The organism is Pontibacter sp. Tf4 (assembly GCF_014212495.1).
GTDB lineage: Bacteria > Bacteroidota > Bacteroidia > Cytophagales > Hymenobacteraceae > Pontibacter.
Genome location: NZ_JACKZC010000012.1, coordinates 20,548 through 36,084, shown reverse-complemented (window position 1 = coordinate 36,084; position 15,537 = coordinate 20,548). Strand labels below are relative to the sequence as shown.

At 45.6% G+C, this 15,537-nt stretch carries 16 protein-coding genes; 3 read left to right on the top strand and 13 right to left on the bottom strand.

Annotated elements, in window-relative coordinates:
* Positions 1 to 111 precede the first annotated feature (111 nt).
* The gene (locus tag H7F15_RS17955) at positions 112 to 681 is read left to right on the top strand and encodes a hypothetical protein (RefSeq protein WP_185198385.1); all 570 of its coding nucleotides are present in this window, start codon (positions 112 to 114) and stop codon (positions 679 to 681) included.
* Between the two features lie 60 nt (positions 682 to 741).
* Here H7F15_RS17955 and H7F15_RS17950 read toward each other — a convergent pair whose 3' ends face one another.
* From H7F15_RS17950 to mazG, 13 genes are all read right to left on the bottom strand, one after another.
* Positions 742 to 927 carry a hypothetical protein gene (locus H7F15_RS17950; protein ID WP_185198384.1) on the bottom strand — a complete coding sequence of 62 codons (186 nt, stop codon included), beginning with the start codon at positions 925 to 927 and terminating at the stop codon, positions 742 to 744.
* A gap of 189 nt (positions 928 to 1,116) precedes the next feature.
* Positions 1,117 to 1,308, bottom strand: a complete 192-nt coding sequence (locus tag H7F15_RS17945; protein ID WP_185198383.1) for a hypothetical protein — start codon at positions 1,306 to 1,308, stop codon at positions 1,117 to 1,119.
* An 80-nt stretch (positions 1,309 to 1,388) separates the two neighbouring features.
* Positions 1,389 to 2,702: a ribosome biogenesis GTPase Der gene (gene der, locus H7F15_RS17940; protein WP_185198382.1), complete on the bottom strand. Its 1,314-nt coding sequence runs from the start codon at positions 2,700 to 2,702 to the stop codon at positions 1,389 to 1,391.
* A 69-nt stretch (positions 2,703 to 2,771) separates the two neighbouring features.
* Complete coding sequence (gene era, locus H7F15_RS17935; protein ID WP_185198381.1) at positions 2,772 to 3,659, bottom strand: GTPase Era; 888 nt, start codon at positions 3,657 to 3,659, stop codon at positions 2,772 to 2,774.
* Positions 3,660 to 4,471: 812 nt separating this feature from the next.
* The gene (locus H7F15_RS17930; protein WP_185198380.1) at positions 4,472 to 6,121 is read right to left on the bottom strand and encodes a tetratricopeptide repeat protein; all 1,650 of its coding nucleotides are present in this window, start codon (positions 6,119 to 6,121) and stop codon (positions 4,472 to 4,474) included.
* Between the two features lie 51 nt (positions 6,122 to 6,172).
* A complete protein-coding gene (locus H7F15_RS17925; RefSeq protein ID WP_185198379.1) occupies positions 6,173 to 7,111 on the bottom strand; it encodes a substrate-binding domain-containing protein in 939 nt (312 codons plus the stop codon).
* Positions 7,101 to 7,358: a hypothetical protein gene (locus H7F15_RS17920; protein ID WP_185198378.1), complete on the bottom strand. Its 258-nt coding sequence runs from the start codon at positions 7,356 to 7,358 to the stop codon at positions 7,101 to 7,103. The genes H7F15_RS17925 and H7F15_RS17920 overlap by 11 nt, the downstream gene beginning before the upstream one ends.
* Before the next feature lie 127 nt (positions 7,359 to 7,485).
* Positions 7,486 to 8,328, bottom strand: coding sequence for an energy transducer TonB (locus tag H7F15_RS17915; RefSeq protein WP_185198377.1), 843 nt, complete (start codon positions 8,326 to 8,328; stop codon positions 7,486 to 7,488).
* 199 nt (positions 8,329 to 8,527) lie between these two features.
* Positions 8,528 to 9,355: an energy transducer TonB gene (locus H7F15_RS17910; RefSeq protein WP_185198376.1), complete on the bottom strand. Its 828-nt coding sequence runs from the start codon at positions 9,353 to 9,355 to the stop codon at positions 8,528 to 8,530.
* Positions 9,356 to 9,358: 3 nt separating this feature from the next.
* Positions 9,359 to 9,880 (bottom strand): biopolymer transporter ExbD, encoded by a 522-nt coding sequence (locus H7F15_RS17905; RefSeq protein WP_185198375.1) that lies wholly within the window; start codon positions 9,878 to 9,880, stop codon positions 9,359 to 9,361.
* A gap of 18 nt (positions 9,881 to 9,898) precedes the next feature.
* Complete coding sequence (locus H7F15_RS17900) at positions 9,899 to 10,504, bottom strand: biopolymer transporter ExbD (RefSeq protein WP_185198374.1); 606 nt, start codon at positions 10,502 to 10,504, stop codon at positions 9,899 to 9,901.
* A gap of 25 nt (positions 10,505 to 10,529) precedes the next feature.
* Positions 10,530 to 11,396 (bottom strand): MotA/TolQ/ExbB proton channel family protein, encoded by an 867-nt coding sequence (locus tag H7F15_RS17895; protein WP_185198373.1) that lies wholly within the window; start codon positions 11,394 to 11,396, stop codon positions 10,530 to 10,532.
* Positions 11,397 to 11,907: 511 nt separating this feature from the next.
* The gene (gene mazG / locus H7F15_RS17890; RefSeq protein WP_185198372.1) at positions 11,908 to 12,717 is read right to left on the bottom strand and encodes a nucleoside triphosphate pyrophosphohydrolase; all 810 of its coding nucleotides are present in this window, start codon (positions 12,715 to 12,717) and stop codon (positions 11,908 to 11,910) included.
* 124 nt (positions 12,718 to 12,841) lie between these two features.
* On the opposite strand from mazG, the gene glmM reads away from it, so the two are divergent.
* Positions 12,842 to 14,233: a phosphoglucosamine mutase gene (gene glmM / locus H7F15_RS17885; protein ID WP_185198371.1), complete on the top strand. Its 1,392-nt coding sequence runs from the start codon at positions 12,842 to 12,844 to the stop codon at positions 14,231 to 14,233.
* A gap of 136 nt (positions 14,234 to 14,369) precedes the next feature.
* A complete protein-coding gene (locus tag H7F15_RS17880) occupies positions 14,370 to 15,512 on the top strand; it encodes a cysteine desulfurase family protein (RefSeq protein ID WP_185198370.1) in 1,143 nt (380 codons plus the stop codon).
* Positions 15,513 to 15,537 lie beyond the last annotated feature (25 nt).

Below are 15,537 nucleotides of genomic sequence, written 5' to 3'. Positions count from 1 at the left end.
GAGCTATAACTATAGTTTAGGCCAATAGTATATCCGAAAAACAGCAGGCGGTACTTTATACTCCTACAGTCCGGCTTGTGTTATTATTTTTAACGACAGAAAGTAACATTTATGCATAACATAGAGCCTTTTTACAATTGGCTGGAGCTTTATTCGGCTTCAGAAGACCCAAGATCCCCGCTGTTTGGCGCCGAAAACAGCCTGTCGGAGTATACGAATACCATCTATGGTTATTACATACACCCGCAATGGGACGACATCGAGTCTGAAACGCTGTTCCTGAAGATTCTTTTTGCAGATTATGAGCTCGGGTTTGCCGTTATCGAGTTTATAGGCGAGTGGAACGACGCGCTGCACAACGACATCATGAAACTGAAACGCAACATCATCGACCCGATGGTGAAAGAAGGCATCACGCATTTTATTCTTATCGGCGAGAACATCTTTAACTTCCACGGCTCTGATGACTCCTATTACGAAGAATGGTTTGAGGATGTGGAAGATGGCTGGATCGTGGCCATCGGTTTCCAAGATTTTGTGCTGAGCGAGATGAAGAACTATAACCTGGACTATTACCTGAACTATGGCGGCAACCTGGAGATGGTAAACTGGCGCACCATGCCCCCTAAAAGGCTGTACGCGCTCATCCAGAACCTGATGCAGCGCCGGCTGGGTGCTTAAACTATAAGGGGCAGCCACCTTACCGGTGCCGCCCCTTATAGTTTTATTGTAGTAGTGCAACTACATCACTTCTGTAGTATCTGCTGTGTCTTCGGCAGCATCTTCCATATTGTCGGCTGCATCTTCAGCATTATCTTCCATTTGTTCTGCATTTTCTTCGGCGCGGTTCTCAGCAGGCGAGTCGCATGATGCAAATGCAAATGTAAACAGGCCTGCGGCCACTAGCATAAAAATCGACTTTTTCATATTGTGTCTGTTTTGGTTTAACGCATTTTGTTAGCCGGAGCAGCCCATCGCAAAGCTTTATGCTACTTTCAGCTATTATGCCACCGAATACGCGAACAAATCTATATAGTTGTATAAAAGCAAAAAAGGCACCTGAAATCAGGTGCCTTTCTCTTCTCCGGCCATACGCCGGGCGGTTACTGTTGCTGATTACAGAGTAGCAGCAGCTGAATCAACTGGAGTAGCAGTTGTGTCAACTTCTACAGCAGTAGTGTCTTCAACTACAGTCTCTTCTACAGTTGTCTCAGTAGTTTCAACTTCAGTAGCTGTTTCTTCTGCATTGTTGCAAGATGCGAAAGCGAACAGACCAGCAACGAATAATAAACCGAATACTTTTTTCATGATGTTTTGTTGTTTTTTTGAAAACGAGTTACAAATATATAACTATATTTTAATGCCGTAATGTTTTCGCGAATATTTTTTTATTTCTTCTTAAACAACACCTTTATCGGCACACCTTCAAACCCGAAATGTTCCCTGATTCTGTTTTCCAGGTAACGGGTGTACGCTTCTTTTATATACTGCGGCAGGTTGCAGAAAAAAGCAAACGTAGGGTTATGGGTAGGCAGCTGTGTTACGTACTTTATTTTAATGAACTTCCCTTTTACCGATGGCGGCGGGTAACGCTCTATATCCGGCAACAGGGCATCGTTCAGCTTTGAGGTAGGTATTTTCTGTGTCTTGTTCTCGTACACCTGCATGGCCACCTCTATGGCTTTGTGTATACGCTGCTTGGTAAGCACTGATGTAAAGACAACCGGAACATACTTGATAGGCGCGATCTTGTCCAGTATCTCTTCTTCAAACTCTTTAGAACTGTTGGTATTCTTCTCTACCATGTCCCATTTGTTCACCAGTATTACAATGCCTTTGCGGTTCTTTTCGGCCAGGGTAATAATGTTCACGTCCTGGGCTTCAATGCCGCGGGTAGCATCCAGCATCACAATACACACATCGGAGTCCTCCAGGGCACGCACAGAGCGCATCACCGAATAGAACTCGATATCTTCGTTCACCTTGCTTTTGCGGCGCAGACCAGCGGTATCAACTATAATAAACTCTTTCCCGAACGCTTTGTAGTGCGAGTGAATGGCATCGCGGGTAGTTCCGGCAATATCCGTCACAATATTTCGCTCCACACCCAGCAGCAGGTTCACAAACGATGATTTACCTACGTTCGGGCGACCAAGCACCGCGATTTTCGGGATACCAGCTTCCGGGTCTTCAATGCCCTTGTCTTTAAAATGTTTTACCACTTCATCCAGCAGGTCGCCGGTTCCGGAGCCGCTCTGCGAAGAGATCGGATAAATCTCATCGGCAATACCCAGGCCATAGAACTCACCAACCTGGTGCGCGCGGGCGTTGGTATCAGCTTTGTTTGCTACTAAAAAAATGGGTTTATCTGAGCGGCGCAGTACATGGGCAAACTCTTCATCCAGGCCTGTAAGGCCGGCATCCACATCCACCATAAACAGGATCACGTCGGCTTCTTTAATGGCCAGTTCTACCTGCTTGTTTATTTCGCCTTCAAAAATATCGTCGGAGCCGTGCACGTAACCGCCTGTATCAATAACGGTAAAAAAGTGACCGCACCACTCGCCGTGGCCGTAGCTTCTGTCGCGGGTTACGCCGCTTTCGTTGTCCATAATAGCCTGTCTGCGTCCGACAAGCCTATTAAATAAAGTAGACTTACCCACGTTCGGGCGGCCTACAATGGCAATAATGTTTGTTGACATTATTAAAATATAAAATAGTTAAAGTGCCCCCGGAGCACCTTGCCCCGAAGCTTTAATACATGCGCCTACTTACTCGCTGTAACCAAATCGCCTTAACAGCTTTTGGTCTGTTCGCCAGTTTTCGTTCACGCGCACATACAAATCAAGAAATATCTTTTTCTGGAAGAACTCTTCCATATCAATGCGGGCCTGCATGCCCACTTTTTTTAGTGCCTCGCCCTTGTTGCCGATGACAATACCCTTCTGGCTTTTGCGCTCTACACTTATTTCGGCTCTTATCCGGATGATCTCTTCTTCCTCTTTAAACTCCTCTACCACAACTTCGCAGCTGTAAGGGATCTCTTTCTTATAGTTCAGGAAAATCTTTTCACGGATGATCTCCGACACAAAGAAACGCTCCGGCTTGTCAGTCAGTTCATCTTTCGGGTAAAAGGCCGGATGTTCGGGCAGATAATGAAGCAACCGCTGGAACAACTGGTCTAAGCCAAATTTGTGCAGCGCTGAGATCGGATGGATTTCAGTAGGGTTCATCTTCTCCTGCCAGTAAGCCACTTTCTCCTTCACTTCCTCTTCTGTAGCCTGGTCAATTTTGTTGATCAGCAGCAGAATAGGCACCTGTGCATGCTGTAATCTTTTGATCACGTCATCCTCGTTGTGCTTCTCGTAAATGTCTGTCACGAAAAGGATAACATCAGCATCTTCCAGTGAAGTACGCACAAAGCTCATCATCGACTCGTGCAGGGCATACTGTGGTTTTATAATACCAGGCGTATCTGAATACACGATCTGGAAATCGTCGCCATTCAAAATACCCATGATCCGGTGCCGCGTTGTCTGCGCTTTAGAGGTAATGATGGAAAGCTTTTCGCCCACCAATGCATTCATTAGCGTAGATTTGCCAACGTTTGGTTTCCCGACTATACTTACAAAACCTGCCTTATGCGGAGTTTCTGTCATGCTCTGAAATTTAAGGATGCAAAATTACTTCTTTTTTACGAGACGGCCTGTCTTTCGCTGAATTTATTGATTTATAGTTGTATAGTAAGGGAGAGGGGATAGCTTGCAGCTTTCTTGCTGCTATAGTTCTATAGTTTCTGAAGTGTCATGTCGAGCACAGTCAAGACATCTTATGTGTTCTATAGTTCATTCCTCTCTTTTGTCATTTCGAACGTAGTGAGAAATCTATCTCAAACTATAGTTGATGCTGAAATGCTATAGTTCTATAGTCTGCTTTGCCTACTGCTGGAACCAAGCCGTTGTTTTATAGTTGCTTCTAATCCTGAGAGCTCTACTTACCTACTGTTTTATAGTTTACTTGGCTCCCTCCCAGGCCGGGAGGCCCCGTCTTCGGGCATCGCGCGGTGTACATTTCCTTTGCTCGTACCTCGCAATGGCTGCGCCACCGGAAATCTACAAGGCGCTCAACCCAAAGACTGTAATCTTTCGATAGCTAAACTATAGTTTACTGGCACAGCTATAGTTCTGTAGCTTTCCTCGTGGCTATAATTCCTTGGGGCAGGCTGCGCCTGCCTACTATTGGTCTGTAACTATAAATCTAAAAATTCAAACTATAGTAGTGGCATAGCTCCCCTCCTTGGCTAAGGAGGGGTAGGGGTGGTTGGACCAACCGTAACTATGAAACTATAGCAGTTCTAACTATAGCCTAAACAGAAATCCTATCAATCAACCTAATCCCTCTAATCATTGGCCCGGACAAAAAAAGCCTGCTCTATGGGAGCAGGCTTTTGTGTATAGCTAAGGTTTATACCTTATTTCTTCTTTTTAGCTGGCGTTTTGCTGATCTCGTTCATAGCAGCTTTTGCCTGCTCATTGTTCGGATCTAACTTCAGTACTTCTTTGTAATGTTTCTCTGCCAGTTCTCTGTTTGGCTGCGTTACATAGTAGTAGTAGCCCAGGTAATTGTTTGCATCAATCAGAGCTGCTTTGTACTTATCGGGCTCAGCGCTGGCCAGTTTAATGAACTCCTCAAAGTGTGGCTTCGCTAAACCTTTAGAGCTTTCAAGGTCCATGTTGGCATTGGCAAGTGCTCTCCAGTAGTGGCCATACGCGTAGGTAGGGTTACTGGTAGTTACGTTTGCATACGTTTCATCTGCTTTCTTGAAGAACTCATTTGCCTTGGCAGCATTTCCTGCATTGGCAGCTTCGGCACCAGCCTGCATGTAAATGTTACCAACATAGTAGAAGTCAGCGTTAGATGGCTCTGTTCTCTCGCGCTTCTTGTCGTACACGGCTACAGCTTTGTCGTACTGCCCTGCTTTTGCATAGGCTGATGCCAGTTCCTGGTACAGTTCCACTTTGTCAGGCGACATCTCGATTGCCTTCTGCAGGTTTTCTGTAGCTTTGGCGTGCTGGTTGTTCTTGCTCAGGATACGTCCATAGTACTCGTAGTCTTCTGCAATCAGCTTGCTCTTATCTACTTTCTGCAGGTAGCTCTCCATTGCCTTCAGCGCTTCTTCCGGCTTGCCTAACTCTAAGTAAGAGTAAGCCAACAGACGGTTCATTACTGTGTTGTTCGGATCTGTTTTCAGCACTTCCTGTACTTCTGTCAGCGTCTTGTCGTAGTTCTTGGTCAGGAACAGGAATGAAGCATACTTCGCTCTTGTTTCAGGCGTTTTTTCTGCCATATCCACATATTTCTGGAAGGTAGAAAGTGCTTTGTCGTACTGGCCTGCGAAATAATATAGTTCGCCCAGGTCGCGGTAAGCCGGTGCAAAGTTCGGATCTATCTCAATCGCTTTCTGGAAAGCAGCTTCAGCTTCAGCATAGTTTCTTGATCTGGTGTACAGCTGGCCTCTTCTCAGGTATGCTTTTGTATTGTTTGCATCAATACGGATAGCATTATCATAAGAGGTCATGGCCTCGCCACCTTTCTTAAGGTCAAGCTGCGCGTCACCTAACAGCAGGTAAGCTGCGGCGTTGTTTTTGTCGCGCTGCACGGCAGCCTGCAGGTACTCAACCGCTTTCTGCAGATCAGCATCTGTTCTGTTATCAGCATTAATATAAGCTTCTGCTACAGCAGCCAGCACATCTGCATCTTTCTTTTTGCTCAGCTTCAGGGCCTGGTCAAAATTCTTTTCTGCCTCTGCTTTGTTGCCCTGCTCCATGGCCAGTTTACCTAAACCTGCATAGTTAATGGCAGATTTCTTGTTTTTGGCAATACCCTGGTTAAAGTAATAAGCAGCCGAGTCCAGCTTCTCTGTTTTAAGATAAATATCACCTAATGTATAATAAGCTTTATCTGCATTCTTATCATTAAGCTGTTTTTTATAGATCGATTTTGCCTCGTCGTAACGCTCCAGGTCTAACGCTCTTTTACCCGCATCTCCTGTCTGAGCAAAAGCAGCTGCAGTCGGGAAGGCTGTGGCCATCAAAAGGATATACTTCCAGTTGTTCGTCATTTTAATTTGCTTGTTAAGTTTATATGCACTAATTGTTGAGTAAAGGTATTCTTAGTTAAGCCCCACCACACGCACCGGCATTGTAGCTGGCACCAATCCTGATTTCAGAATAATGCGCTGGCCTTTATCTCCTGCTACGTATGCTGCAAAACCTGTGCCAAGGCCTGTGCGCCCTTCGGTACTGATGATGTAAAGGTACCGGAGCAGCGGGTATTTGCCCTGCGCAATGTAAGCCTGGTACGGCTGATAATAACTTTCTGTTGAGAGAGGCGCCGGATCTGTACTGATGCCCACTACTTTAATTCGTTTCTGAAAACCAATTGCCGTTGTGTCGTCCAGGTCGCTGATCCAGTTCACTCCGATCACGCCCAGGGCGTTCTCATTTTGTGTTACGTAATCTATCAGGGCTTTGTGCGAGTCTGATGCAAATGTGTTTTGTGGCAACGTATGGTTTGTGGTAAGCGAATCTTTCACATAACGTGCCGTACTCGAATTATTGTTATCAAATACAATGGTTATGTCTTTCAGGTTGCTCTTCCCGTTCAGTTGCTGCCAGCTTTTTACCTTACCGTCAAACACGTTGCGCAGTTGTTCAAGGGTCAGCAGCGAATCCGGGTTGTTGCGGTTTACAATTATGGCAATGGCATCTATCGCTATTTTGGTATAGCGTGGTACCAGCTGCTTCTTATCAAAAACTTCTTTTTCTTCCGGTGTCAGTTCCCGCGACAATACGGCTATCCGGGTGCTGTCATTAAGCAAGTCTTTTACTACCTGTCCTTCGGGTCTATAGTTGGCGGTAATGTCAGCGTACTTATAGATGCCCTCAAAGGTGCTGACCTGCGTTTCAATGATCGGCTGAAACGATTCGTCCACGCTAATGCTGATCTTACCGGAGGTAGGTGTATCGGTCGGAGCGTTTCCGGAGTTATTGCACCCTACTAAAGCAGCTACTCCCATTGCAAGCAGCGCCGCACATATTCTATTCTTCATACCTGTTTCTGTCTTTGTCTGTATTTGCTTTATAGGCCCGTACAAACCGTACTAAACTATAGAGGATAAGGATACCGCCCAGCATGTAGCGGGTGTTCTGCGCCATGCCAATGTTCATCATTTGTTCATCCGCAAATATAATGAACAGCCCTGCCAACATATACAATAGGGTCATCAACAGGGTAAAAATCCGCACAAACTTGGCGAAGGATGTAGTGTTTGGCTTTTCTTTCTGTGGTCTTAACATGTTACACGTTATAGTAACATACGAATTCTTTAACCATTAAAGTTAATGGTATCACTTTAAATATAAAAGCAGAGACTACAAAGCTTATGCTTTTTTAGTCTCTGCCCCCTGTTTTATTAGCTGATTTTTATTTTTTTAGGGAAAATTTAATGGGCAAGGTATACCGCACAGCCACAGGTCTACCATTCTGCTGGCCCGGAGTCCAGTCCGGCATTCCTTTTACAACGCGCATTGCTTCTTCGTCGGTACCAAACCCGAGGCCTTTCAGCACCTGCACGTTGCTTACCTTGCCGGTACGGTCAACTATAAATGTTACTACTACAGTACCCTCTATACCAGCTGACTGCGCCGCTCCCGGATAACGCATTTTGCGCTGCAGGTATTTCATCAGGTCATCCATGCCGCCTTCGAACTGTGGCATTACATCAGCATATATCAGCGCCTCGTCTGCAGGTGCTGTCTCTCCTGTCCCTCCGTCAATTCCGTTAAGGGCATCTTCTGGCAGGGTGGTGTTCAGGTTATCCGGCTTTATCCCTTCTTCTTTGGCTGTCCCGAAATTAGCATTCTTCAGATCTTCCTGGTTTGCCAGCTCCACTTCTTTCACAACGTCTTTGTCCCTTACAACTTTGGTGTCGGCATACACTTCTGTGGCTATCTTCACCTTTTCGGGAGTTGCCGGCAAAGCAGGTGCTTTCTCGGGTTGCGGGGCAACGGGTGGCGGTGGCAGATAAATCACAACCGGATCCTTAATGGTAAGCGTGGGCTTAACATATTTCTCCTTTTCGCCGGCTACCATACTGTTTACTAATGGCCCTACCAGCCCTGCTGAAAAAGTTGCCACTGCAACTATAGCTGCTATAGTTATATGCCTGTGGTAAATGCTGCGCAATTTGTACGCGCCGTAGGCTTTGTTCCGCCCTTCAAACACAATGTTGTTCAGGGTCATGTCGAATAAATAGCTCTCTTTCATGGCTTTGGGGGTTTTAGTTTAACAATATGTCAGGTGTTCATTTCGCTGTTTTTATCTTTTGGTAATTGCATTGATCTGTTGAATATAGTATTCTGAATATACGGAAATAATTTTAAATAGTATGCTTGCCGAGCTTTTTTATTTTGCACAAAAAAACCCGGCCATTTTCATGACCGGGTTTTCTATAATTATAGTTAAACTATTGCAGTTTGAAGCGGAATGGATAGGTATATCGAACTGGCACAGCTCTACCGTTCTGTTTACCAGCATTCCATTTTGGCATTGCTTTCACTACACGAACGGCTTCTTCATCAGTTCCTGCGCCAAGGCCTTTCACAACCTTAACATCTGATACTGATCCGTCTTTGCCGATTACGAAGGTAACAACAACCAGACCTTCCACGCCTGCACGACGTGCAGCCGGCGGATAGTTTGTGTTTTTGCTTACCCACTTGTGTAGTTCCATCTCACCACCAGGGAAAGTTGGCATCTGCTCTACATAGTCAAAAGGCTTCTCTTCCACTACTTCAGCAACTACGTCGCTGGTACCGTCAATTTCACCTAAGTCTAACGGAGCGTTCTTAACGCCTTCCACTGTTTTTTTACCGGCGTCAATTTCTTCCAGTACTTCCTGATCCGGAACTTCTTCCTCCTCAGCCACTTCGTTATCACGTTTAACTACCGGCGGGGTGTACTTTACAGTAGCACGTACCGGTGGCGGCGGTGGCGGAAGATCTGGTGGAGGTGGCGGCGGTGGCGGCGTCGTCTCATCCAGTGGTGGTGGCGGGGCCAGGTCTACTTCTGTTACAATTCGCTCTACCACTTGTTCATCATCCTGGTCTCCCTGTATCATTTTACTGATCAAAGGAATGCTCAGGAACAGGAAGAACAAGATAATTGCTACTGTTGTCGCAACCGTGATATGCTTGTTGTAAAGTCTGCGAAGTAGGTAGGCACCATAAGCTCTGTTTCGTCCTTCGAAGACGATATCATCGAGCGATGCTTTTGCTAACTTACTTGCGTCCATTTCTTAACCTCCAATTTGTTCTTGTACCAGTTTTATATCCGCATCAGCTATCTCAACTAACGCAAACTTTTTGGTATCAGTTATTTTTAATTCATCCAGGATATCCACCATGTTCTTGTATCTGGAACCATCCATAGGCTTCACCATAATGGTCATTTTGTCGTTAGACTTAACCTGTGGTGATACCAGAACTTTGCGGATACCGTCTGCGGCGTATGTTGTCTCAAGCACTTCTGGCTTATCTTCCGCCAACCCGAAGTAGTAGAATACCTTGTCGTCTTCGCCAAGAATAATAGTCATGGCGTTACTTGCTTTCAGGGCAATCTGCTCTTCTATGTTATCAGGCTTCACAGGCATGTTAATTTCCATGGTCTGTGGCTTGTTAAACGTGGTTGTAAGCATGAAGAACGTAATCAGAAGGGCGGCAAGGTCTACCAGCGGCGTCATGTCAATCTTGGTTGATTGACGTTTGGCGCGTTTTTTCCCACCTTTACCGGAGTCGGCCTGTTGTTGTATTTCTGCCATTTCTTTTCTCCTTTCTAATTATAGTGCCGTTGGTTTCATCTCCATGTCAGTAATCAGGTTAAATCTGTTAACCTTTTTATCCTGCAGGATATCAATCACGCGCTTCACGGTTGGGTAGCTCACATCCTGGTCGCCCTTAATGGCAATTACCACATTCGGGTTTGTAAGGCGTGTTTGCAGTACCCAGTCACCAAGCTCGTTATGAGTAGAGTCAACTGGTATTCCCGGCTGGTTTACCTCCTTGCGTGCATTAGATTCCATTGACAAGTAAGACTTAAGCTGATTGATCGGCACACCGAAGTTGCTCAGGAGCGAGAAAGTTTTTCTTTCTTCCGGGGTGAAGCTCACGCCATACTTACTTCCAATTTTATCAAGCAATGCTTCCTTTGTCTGCTGTCCGTCCACTCCAAAGAATACACGGTCATTTTTATCAACCGTAATAGTAATTACGTTGGTATCCGGTATCTTGATTTCTGAAGCAGATGAAGGGGTATCAACTATAACAGCTTCGTCAGGACGGGCTGTTGCAGTCAGCATAAAGAAAGTAACCAGCAAGAAGAATAAGTCCACCATTGGCGTCATGTCCAATGAGGGGTTTGTTCTTTTTACTTTTACTTTTGGCATCTTATCTGGTTAAATACGGTGTAACTTATACAGTTTGTGGTCTTACGTTAGCTGCATCGTGCTGCGCAGCGAAAGTAGACACCATGCTGAAACCAGCTTCGTCGATGCTGTAAGTAAGCTCGTCGATTTTGCTTGTAAAGTAGTTATAAGCGATGATCGCGATCGTAGAACCGATGATACCAAGGGCTGTGTTGATAAGGGCCTCAGAGATACCGTTTGCAAGCGCTACTGAGTCAGGAGCACCTGAAGTTGCAAGAGCCGAGAACGCTTTGATCATACCAAGTACCGTACCGATCAGACCTACCAGTGTAGAGATAGAGGCGATAGTTGAGATAACCACCAGGTTTTTCTCCAGCATTGGCAGCTCAAGTGAAGTAGATTCTTCGATCTCTTTCTGGATAGCAGCTACTTTCTCTGCTTTCAGCAGTTCAGTTTCAGTCTGCATTTCTCTGTACTTCAGCAGACCAGCTTTCGCTACGTTTGCTACAGAACCTTTCTGCGCATCGCAGGCAGCAATAGCACCGTTTACATCGCGCTGGTTAAGTTTTGCAGAAATAGTGCGTACGAAATCAGCAACGCTCTTAGTACCTTTTGCTTTACCAATAGTAAGTGCACGCTCGATAGCGAAGATGAATACCATTAGGTTAAGTGACATCAGGATTGGAACAACCCAGCCACCTTTATAAACTATACCAAGATAGTTACCTGGAAGCGGGTGATTAGCAGGATCATTTCCTTCGAAGTTGGCAGGGTTACCAAGCACGAACATATAGATAAGCACACATGCTATAATTGCAAGCGGAATAACTATGCTCGCAAATAGAGAGCCCACTGCACTTGGTTTTTTCTCTACATTAGCATTTTTGCTCACTACTGCAGTCTTTTTTTCCATTTTGATTAAAGTTTAAAGTTTAGCTGTTTGTGTTGTAATTTAAAATTGATTGTGTTATTATAAAAATGTAATTGTTTCAGTTTTAGTTCTTTATAGCTCTATCTTTTTTACCAAAGGGAGTTTATCCTGTAAATCCTGCCACACACTTACTCTCTACAAAACTGCGTCGCCGGCACCGGAATTTAAAAGCACATTCACAAATCTATGTATTTTAGAATATTATCCAAAGTATAACTTCAGTCGGCCTTACAATCTCTTAAAAAATTTAAATATAAAAATTGAGCACTACCATTATACACAGGCGGCATACAATTGTTGCATTTAAACTTAAACGGAGTAACTATCGGGGGCTTTACTTTCGGCACTGCAACAGGTCCTAAGCTGTCGTTACGAGTGATGCACTTTAAATATTCTAATTTACCTGTGTGTTAAATGTTTAAACACCTTTTGATGATTTTCTGAAGAAAAACGATTTAAATATATAAAATGAAAACTTAAACTGTATGCGTGCCTACAGTTTTTTTGCACGATTCCAGTAAAAATCCATTTCTTCCAAGCTCATATCCTGTAATCTCTTTCCATCTTTAGCTGCCTCCGTCTCCAGATACTTAAATCGCTCAATAAATTTCAGGTTGGTTCTTTCCAGGGCTTCCTCAGGGTTTATATCTACGAAGCGTGCAAAATTGATGAGTGAAAACAGCAGGTCTCCGAACTCAGCAGTGGCACGTTCTTTATCTATAGTTGTGGTATCGGCAACATTAAATTCCTCTTCAAACTCACACAGCTCTTCCTGTACTTTCTGCCATACCTGGCTCTTATCGTCCCAGTCAAAACCGGCGCCGCGGGCTTTCTCCTGTATGCGCATGGCCTTTACCAGCGCCGGCAACGACCCAGGCACGCCACCCAACACCGATTTGTTTCCTTCTTTCAGTTTCAGCTGTTCCCAGTTCTTTTTTACTTCTTCTTCGGTAGCAGCGGTTACATCCCCATAAATGTGCGGGTGCCTGAAAATCAGTTTCTCGCACTGCGCAGTTAGTACATCGGCTATATCAAAGGCATTTTGCTCGGAGGCTATTTTGGCATAGAACACCAGGTGCAGCATCAGGTCGCCGATCTCTTTTTTTATTTCAGGCAGATCTTTCTTTAAAATGGCATCCGATAGTTCGTAGGTCTCTTCTATAGTTAGGTGGCGCAGGCTCTCCATAGTCTGCTTGCGGTCCCAGGGGCATTTCTCGCGCAGGTCGTCCATCACATCCAGCAGGCGGTTGAAGGCCTGCAGCTGCCGGCCGCGCGGAGTATCATCAAAAACAGTAGTATCCATAAGGCAAATATACTAAAATACGGCTGCTGGTGTTTGTAAGAATAACTCCGGCATATATTAGATCAAAGTGTAAACTTATAAATCGAATTATTGCTACTTTTGCGATCTATTAACTTTTACTCAAGTGGCTTTAATAAAATCAATTTCAGGAATAAGAGGAACGATAGGTGGGCAGGCTGGCGAAGCACTAACCCCTGTAGATGTGGTTAAGTTTGCTGCTGCTTACGGGACCTGGGTATTACAGACTACCGGCAACAACACTATTGTGGTAGGCCGCGATGCACGCATCTCCGGCGACATGGTAAACAAACTGGTATGTGCCACCCTGCAGGGCTTGGGCATTAACGTAGTAGATGTAGGTTTATCAACCACGCCAACTGTGGAGATGGTGGTGCCGGAAATGAAAGCCGGTGGCGGAATTATACTTACAGCCAGCCATAACCCGAAACAGTGGAACGCGCTGAAGCTGCTGAACTATAAAGGTGAATTTATTTCGGATGCGGAAGGCAAACTGGTGCTGGAACTGGCCGATAAAGAAGCGTTTGAATTTGCACAGGTAACAGAGTTAGGCACCTACACCCAGCGCGAGGATGCGATAGACAAACACATTGAAGCGATACTGGCCTTGCCTTTAGTAGATGTGGAAGCTGTAAAAGCAAAGAAATTTAAGATCGCTATCGATTGCGTTAACTCTACCGGTGGTATTGCTGTGCCAATGCTGCTGAAAGCGCTGGGCGTTAAAACGATAGAAAAACTATACTGCGAGCCGGACGGACATTTCCCGCACAACCCGGAGCCGCTTCCAGAAAACCTGCGCGAAATCTCCAAAGTGATCGAGAAAGGCAAGTTTGATCTGGGTATTGTAGTGGACCCGGATGTGGACCGCCTGGCGCTGATAAACGAAGATGGCAGCATGTTCGGCGAAGAATACACGCTGGTAGCTGTAGCAGATTATATCCTGAAGAATAAAGTAGGCAATACGGTTTCTAACCTTTCATCTACCAGAGCGTTGCGCGATGTTACGGAGAAAGCAGGCGGTAACTACTATGCGGCTGCCGTTGGCGAAGTAAACGTGGTAAACATGATGAAAGAGCAGAATGCCGTAATTGGTGGTGAAGGCAATGGTGGTATCATTTACCCTGAACTGCACTATGGCCGCGATGCGTTGGTTGGTATTGCCCTGTTCCTGACGCACCTGGCTAAAGCCGATATGAGCATGACGCGCCTGCGTGCCAGCTACCCGAATTATTATATCTCTAAAAACAAGATAGAGCTTACCCCGGATGTGGACGTAGATGCTGTGTTAACACAAATGCAGCAGCGCTATGCCAAGCAGCCGATTAATACGATAGATGGGGTGAAGATTGAGTTCGACAAAGAGTGGGTGCACCTGCGCAAGTCCAACACCGAGCCGATCATCCGTATCTATGCCGAGTCGGATAGCAACGCTACGGCAGAGCACCTGGCCAATAAAATTATTGCTGACATTAAAGAAATCATCTCTGTTAAAGCATAATGTGCTGTTGTTGTAGACATATTGTTTAACAAATATCCTTTGCGCCAAGGAGAAGAAGTAAAGTTCTTTTCTCCTTGGCGCAACTTTTTTTGATACTTTAGTAGTTCGTTATATAGTAATGCAAACCCTTACCAACATGCGTGTATATTTAGACAATGCTGCCACCACTCCTTTAGACAAGGAAGTTTTTGATGCTATGGCTCCGTTTATGCTGGAGCACTATGGTAACCCCTCTTCTATTCACTCTCACGGGCGTGAGGTAAGGGCAGCCATCGAAAAAGCGCGTAAAACAGTAGCTGGTTTATTAAATACATCGCCTGCCGAGATCTTTTTTACATCGGGTGGTACCGAGGCCGACAATGCAGCTATAGTTTGCACCTGCCGCACCTTAGGTATTAAGCACGCCATTACTACCAGAATGGAACACCACGCCGTGCTGCACACCATGGAGATGCTGGAGAAACAGTTTGGCGTACAGGTAAGCTACCTGCGCCACGACGAGCGCGGCAACCTGGACCTAGAGCACCTGGAAGAATTGCTGGCCAACCAACCACAGACGCTGGTATCTGTCATGCACGCCAACAACGAGATCGGTACACTGAACGACATCCAGGCAATAGGTGAGATTTGCCAAAAGTACAACGCGGTTTTCCATTCGGATACGGTGCAGACAATGGGACACTATAAGCACGACCTGCAAACGTTGGGCGCTCATTTTATAGTTGGCTCTGCACACAAGTTCCATGGCCCGAAAGGTGTTGGTTTCCTGTACAGCGATGCAAACTATAAAATACAGCCTCTTATTCAAGGTGGTGCGCAGGAGCGCAACATGCGTGGCGGTACCGAGAACGTGTACGGCATTATTGGTTTAGCAAAAGCGCTGGAGATAGCTTACCGTGATATGGAAGATCACACCAGACATATACAAGGCCTGAAGGACAGAATGATTTATAAACTGCGTGAGCAGATGGACGATGTGAGCTTTAACGGCATGTCGGAGTTCGGAGATAAGAGCCTTTACACGGTACTGAACGTTAGCCTGCCTGCGTCTGACATCAACGAGATGCTGCTGTTTAGCCTGGACATTGCCAAAATTTCGGCATCAGGTGGTAGTGCCTGCAGTAGTGGTGCCAATGCCGGCTCGCATGTGCTGCGTGCCCTTAACGTTGATCCTGCCCGTGGTTCAGTTCGCTTCTCGTTCAGCAAATACAATACAGAGGCTGAGATTGATTATGCCGTGGAGACCCTGGCCAAACTATACAACAAGGTTACAGCTTAGTAACGCAACTATAGATTCTAACAAG

What these genes read in the sequence shown, in the direction of transcription:
- H7F15_RS17955 (WP_185198385.1), top strand. Translation starts at nt 112, where the DNA reads ATGCATAACATAGAGCCTTTTTACAATTGGCTGGAGCTTTATTCGGCT.
- H7F15_RS17950 (WP_185198384.1), bottom strand. Translation starts at nt 927, where the DNA reads ATGAAAAAGTCGATTTTTATGCTAGTGGCCGCAGGCCTGTTTACATTT.
- H7F15_RS17945 (WP_185198383.1), bottom strand. Translation starts at nt 1,308, where the DNA reads ATGAAAAAAGTATTCGGTTTATTATTCGTTGCTGGTCTGTTCGCTTTC.
- der (WP_185198382.1), bottom strand. Translation starts at nt 2,702, where the DNA reads ATGTCAACAAACATTATTGCCATTGTAGGCCGCCCGAACGTGGGTAAG.
- era (WP_185198381.1), bottom strand. Translation starts at nt 3,659, where the DNA reads ATGACAGAAACTCCGCATAAGGCAGGTTTTGTAAGTATAGTCGGGAAA.
- H7F15_RS17930 (WP_185198380.1), bottom strand. Translation starts at nt 6,121, where the DNA reads ATGACGAACAACTGGAAGTATATCCTTTTGATGGCCACAGCCTTCCCG.
- H7F15_RS17925 (WP_185198379.1), bottom strand. Translation starts at nt 7,111, where the DNA reads ATGAAGAATAGAATATGTGCGGCGCTGCTTGCAATGGGAGTAGCTGCT.
- H7F15_RS17920 (WP_185198378.1), bottom strand. Translation starts at nt 7,358, where the DNA reads ATGTTAAGACCACAGAAAGAAAAGCCAAACACTACATCCTTCGCCAAG.
- H7F15_RS17915 (WP_185198377.1), bottom strand. Translation starts at nt 8,328, where the DNA reads ATGAAAGAGAGCTATTTATTCGACATGACCCTGAACAACATTGTGTTT.
- H7F15_RS17910 (WP_185198376.1), bottom strand. Translation starts at nt 9,355, where the DNA reads ATGGACGCAAGTAAGTTAGCAAAAGCATCGCTCGATGATATCGTCTTC.
- H7F15_RS17905 (WP_185198375.1), bottom strand. Translation starts at nt 9,880, where the DNA reads ATGGCAGAAATACAACAACAGGCCGACTCCGGTAAAGGTGGGAAAAAA.
- H7F15_RS17900 (WP_185198374.1), bottom strand. Translation starts at nt 10,504, where the DNA reads ATGCCAAAAGTAAAAGTAAAAAGAACAAACCCCTCATTGGACATGACG.
- H7F15_RS17895 (WP_185198373.1), bottom strand. Translation starts at nt 11,396, where the DNA reads ATGGAAAAAAAGACTGCAGTAGTGAGCAAAAATGCTAATGTAGAGAAA.
- mazG (WP_185198372.1), bottom strand. Translation starts at nt 12,717, where the DNA reads ATGGATACTACTGTTTTTGATGATACTCCGCGCGGCCGGCAGCTGCAG.
- H7F15_RS17880 (WP_185198370.1), top strand. Translation starts at nt 14,370, where the DNA reads ATGCGTGTATATTTAGACAATGCTGCCACCACTCCTTTAGACAAGGAA.